We start from the raw sequence: 3,354 nt of genomic DNA, 5'->3' as shown, positions 1-3,354 counted from the left end.
GCTTGGGCCGGCTGGAGGTGGAGGGGGTGCTGATGGAGGAGGTGGTGGGCGCGTTGTGCACCCGCGCGGGTAACGAGGGGGCCGGGGGGCGCGCGCCGGCGAGCTGCAAGCGCGTCGTGATCGGCGTCGATCCGCCGGCGAGCGCGGCGGGGGCGTGCGGGATCCTTGCCTGCGGGATCGGCCATGACGGGATCGCTTATGTGCTGGACGATGCGAGCGTCGCCGGGCTGGCGCCGGACGGCTGGGCGCGGGAGGTGGTCCGCGCGGCGGAGCGCTGGTCGGCCGACCTCGTCGTCGCGGAGACCAACCAGGGCGGCGAGATGGTGGCGAGCGTGCTCAGGGGCGCGGACTGCGCGCTGCCGGTCAAGGCCGTGCAGGCGCGGTTCGGCAAAGGCCAGCGGGCCGAGCCGATCGCCAATCTCTTCGCGACCGGCAAGGCGAAATTCGCCGGCGCCTTCCCGGAACTGGAGGACCAGCTCTGCGGGCTGACCAGCGGCGGCGGCTACGAGGGGCCGGGACGCAGCCCCGACCGCGCCGACGCGATGGTCTGGGCGATGATCGAGCTGACCCAGGGGCGCGAGCGAGCGGAGCCGCGGATCAGGAGGTTGTAGGCCGCGGCGGGAGCGGCGGTTGCGGCGCGGGCACGCGCTGGCCGCGGTGGCAGGTCCAGCAGGTGACTTGCGGCGCGCCGGGGGTTGCGAAGGTCGAGGCGTTGATCGCGCGGACCATGCGGAGCATCTCGCGGGCGCGGAGCTTCATCGGGGTGTCGACGGCGTCGGAATAGCTTTCGTGACAGTGGCTGCAGCCGGTGCCGAGGGCGGCGGACCAACGCTCCATCACCGGGCGGAGCTCGCGCTCGGGCAGATCGGCAAGGAGCTGGAGATTTTCGTAGGTGTCGCCGGCTTTGGCGTCGCTCTGGCTGCCGGCGGGGGCAAGGCCCGCGGTGGCGAGCAGGGCGGCGAAGGCGATCGGTAGTGCACGCATAGCAAGAGGTTCTGCACATGAAATGGTTCGGGCGGAAGGCCGCGCCGCGGGCGCGGCCGTTTTTGTTCGCGGGGTTTCGGCACTTCTTTTCGTGCGAGCCCTGGCCGAGGAGCTACGAGGCCCAGGTGCGGGAGGCCTATCTGGCCAATCCGGTGGCGCAGCGGGCTGTGCGGCTGGTGGCGGAGAGCGTGGCGTGGTGTCCGGTTTATGCGATTCGTTCCCCGGCGGAGGCCGGGGTCCAGCGAGAAGACAAGACTGGGCCCCGGCCGTCGCCGGGGCACAAGGAAGAGCGAGCCGTCGGGCTGATGCGTCCCGCCCTGCTGGAAACGGTGGCGACGCAGTTGCTGTTGCATGGCAATGCGTTCGTGCAGGTGCTGCAGGACGGGGAAGGCGCACCTGTCGAGCTGTTCGCGTTGCGGCCGGAGCGGGTAACCGTCGAAGCCGACGCGGGCGGGTGGCCCGCCGCCTATCTCTACAAGGTCGGGGAGGCGAAGAGCCGGATTCCGGCGCAGGACGGGCTGGGGCGGCCGGGCGTGGTGCATTTGAAGTCCGCGCATCCGCTCGACGACCATGAGGGGCTGGGCTGCCTCGGCGCGGCGGCGGCGGCGGTGGCGGTGCACAATGCAGCGTCCAGGTGGAACAAGGCTTTGCTCGACAATGCGGCGCGGCCCTCCGGGGCGCTGGTCTACGAGCCGGGCGACGGGGCGGGGCTTTCGGCAGAGCAGTTCGAGCGGCTTCGCGCCGAGCTGGAGGCGGAATTTTCCGGCGCGGACAATGCCGGGCGGCCGCTGCTGCTCGAGGGCGGGATGAAGTGGCAGGCGATGAGCCTGACCCCCGCCGACATGGATTTCGTCGGGCTGAAGGCCGCGGCGGCGCGCGAGATCGCCCTGGCCTTCGGAGTGCCGCCGATGCTGCTCGGGCTGCCGGGCGACGCGACCTACGCCAATTATCGCGAGGCGAACCGGGCGCTGTGGCGGCTGACCGTGCTGCCGATGGCGGAGCGGATCCTGCGCGGGATCGGCGACGCCCTGGCGAGCTGGTGGCCGGGCCTCAGGCTCGCGCTCGACGTCGACCAGGTCAGCGCGCTCGCCGAGGACCGCGAGCGGCTCTGGACGCAGGTCAGCCGGGCGGAATTCCTGAGCGACGACGAGAAGCGCGAAATGCTCGGCTTTCAGCGGGGCAAGGGGTCGCAGGCTTCGGTCGAGTAATTCCACTCGCCGCGGTCCGCGGAGCAACTGTCGATCCGCCACTCGCGCCACAGCCACCAGGCGGCGAGCGCGAGCACCAAAGCGAGGATCAGGAGCATCACGGTGCGGGTCATCCGAGCCGATCATATCGAGGACGAAACCAAATGGGCAATCAGAACGCGTCGCTGCTGGCGCTGCTCGTCGGGCAGGCGGAAGGGCAGGGCGCCGACATGGCCACCCTGCGTGCTTTGATCGAGGAGGCGAGCGAAATCGGGGCGGAGCGGGCGCTGGCCGCGCTCGGGCTCAAGGATGACAATGCGCGGCGGGACATGGACGCGCTGAGGGAGCTGCTGCGCGCCTGGCGCGACGCGAAGAAATCGGCCGGGCAGGCGGTGGTGAGCTGGGCTGTGAGGATCGTGCTGGCGCTGCTGGTCGCGGGGATCGCGGTCCGGATGGGTCTGCTCGAGATGATCCGCTCATGAGGTTCGCCGGCTATGCGGCCGTGTTCGAGCGGCCGGACCGGGGCGGCGACGTGATCAGGGCCGGGGCGTTCGCGCGGAGCCTGAAGCGGGGGGCGGGGGCGGTGCCCCTGCTCTGGCAGCACGAGCCGGGGCGGCCGATCGGGCGGATCGAATATCTGAAGGAGGACCGGCGCGGGCTGCGCGTGATCGGGCGGCTCGTCGACAGGCAGGCGGCGCGGCTGCTCGGCGCGGGCGCGGTCCGGGGGCTGAGCTTCGGCTACCGGGTGCGCGAAGCGAAGGGCGAGGGGCCGCGCGAGCTCAACGAGCTGGAGCTGGTCGAGATCAGCCTGGTGACGCTGCCGATGCAGCCCCGGGCACGGGTGCATGCGGTGGAGAGTAGCTAAGCCAAGTCCGTCACAATCAATCCGATGCCGCACAGGACGAGGACGATGGAGAAGCTTTCCATCGGGATCGACATGAAGCGGTGGCGCGCGCCGTAGATGAGCCGCGTCGATCTCGCCGCGCGTCTCTTCTTGTGGTTCACCCGGACGCCGACGATCCAGTTGGCGACGGCGGCGGCGACGAAGGCGATGCCCCAGTACCAGAGCGTGTCGGCGATCATCGGCCGTCCCGCCTGCAGGACGAGGCCGAACAAAGCGAGCGTGGCGATCAGGATGATCGGGGTGAGATAGCCTCGGCCGCTCCACCAGACGACGTACATC

At 70.8% G+C, this 3,354-nt stretch carries 7 protein-coding genes; 4 read left to right on the top strand and 3 right to left on the bottom strand.

Going from position 1 to position 3,354, the window contains the following annotated elements; genetic code table 11:
• Positions 1–611: phage terminase large subunit family protein (locus ACT4N8_RS08310; RefSeq protein WP_444857667.1), on the top strand; the 611-nt coding region annotated here is incomplete at its 5' end.
• On the opposite strand, the gene ACT4N8_RS08305 is transcribed toward ACT4N8_RS08310, so the two are convergent.
• Positions 598–984: a photosynthetic reaction center cytochrome c subunit family protein gene (locus ACT4N8_RS08305; protein WP_444857666.1), complete on the bottom strand. Its 387-nt coding sequence runs from the start codon at positions 982–984 to the stop codon at positions 598–600. The two genes, ACT4N8_RS08310 and ACT4N8_RS08305, sit on opposite strands and share 14 nt — an antisense overlap.
• 17 nt (positions 985–1,001) lie before the next feature.
• Between ACT4N8_RS08305 and ACT4N8_RS08300 the strand changes: the two genes are divergently transcribed.
• Positions 1,002–2,192: a phage portal protein gene (locus ACT4N8_RS08300; protein WP_444857665.1), complete on the top strand. Its 1,191-nt coding sequence runs from the start codon at positions 1,002–1,004 to the stop codon at positions 2,190–2,192.
• Here the strand turns inward: ACT4N8_RS08300 and ACT4N8_RS08295 are convergent.
• Entirely contained in the window at positions 2,156–2,305 is a 150-nt protein-coding gene (locus tag ACT4N8_RS08295; RefSeq protein WP_444857664.1) for a hypothetical protein, read from the bottom strand. The two genes, ACT4N8_RS08300 and ACT4N8_RS08295, sit on opposite strands and share 37 nt — an antisense overlap.
• Before the next feature lie 30 nt (positions 2,306–2,335).
• On the opposite strand from ACT4N8_RS08295, the gene ACT4N8_RS08290 reads away from it, so the two are divergent.
• A complete protein-coding gene (locus tag ACT4N8_RS08290) occupies positions 2,336–2,653 on the top strand; it encodes a DUF6127 family protein (protein ID WP_444857663.1) in 318 nt (105 codons plus the stop codon).
• A complete protein-coding gene (locus tag ACT4N8_RS08285; RefSeq protein WP_444857662.1) occupies positions 2,650–3,036 on the top strand; it encodes an HK97 family phage prohead protease in 387 nt (128 codons plus the stop codon). The genes ACT4N8_RS08290 and ACT4N8_RS08285 overlap by 4 nt, the downstream gene beginning before the upstream one ends.
• Here ACT4N8_RS08285 and ACT4N8_RS08280 read toward each other — a convergent pair.
• On the bottom strand, positions 3,033–3,354 hold a 322-nt coding region (locus tag ACT4N8_RS08280; RefSeq protein ID WP_444857661.1), incomplete at its 5' end, for a hypothetical protein. The two genes, ACT4N8_RS08285 and ACT4N8_RS08280, sit on opposite strands and share 4 nt — an antisense overlap.

Origin of the sequence: Sphingosinicella sp. (assembly GCF_052387495.1) — a bacterium.
GTDB lineage: Bacteria > Pseudomonadota > Alphaproteobacteria > Sphingomonadales > Sphingomonadaceae > Allosphingosinicella.
The sequence above is the reverse complement of the archived record's forward strand: the minus strand, read 5'-3'. Positions and strand labels throughout refer to the sequence as shown.